1 pseudogene is annotated in these 410 nt (G+C 62.7%); it reads right to left on the bottom strand.

The annotated features are described in order from the left end of the window. Positions 1–410, bottom strand: a pseudogene (locus tag EOA29_RS40530) (hypothetical protein); the annotation flags it as partial.

Below are 410 nucleotides of genomic sequence, written 5' to 3'. Positions count from 1 at the left end.
GAACCAGGCCAGCCTTGGATTGGCAATTAGCGAAAGCACCTCGCTGATCCCCGGCGCCGGCCTGCCGTCGACGAACTGGGCGAGCGGGAAGACATGCTTGCGGCCACCCTTGCGCAAGGCAATGACCTCGTTTCGCCGTTGCCAGCGATGCAGGGTCGAGCGCGGTATGCGGAAATTCTCTTCCAGATAGGTCGACCCTGCGACCTCGCCGGCCCAATCCTCGATCAGCACCGATTGTAGATCGTTGGTTCGCTCGCGCGGGTCGGGGGAAGCGGGTTTCCGGCTGTCGCCTGCCGATGCCAAAGCAGCGATGTCATCCGAGGTATTCGCCATGTCGCGCTGTGCGGCCGTTACTGCATGGACCAACTCCGAGGCCAAGGCGCTCCATTCGCCCTTGAAAGAGCCAATCG

Origin of the sequence: Mesorhizobium sp. M1E.F.Ca.ET.063.01.1.1, assembly GCF_003998155.1 — a bacterium.
GTDB lineage: Bacteria > Pseudomonadota > Alphaproteobacteria > Rhizobiales > Rhizobiaceae > Mesorhizobium.
The sequence above is the reverse complement of the archived record's forward strand: the minus strand, read 5'-3'. Positions and strand labels throughout refer to the sequence as shown.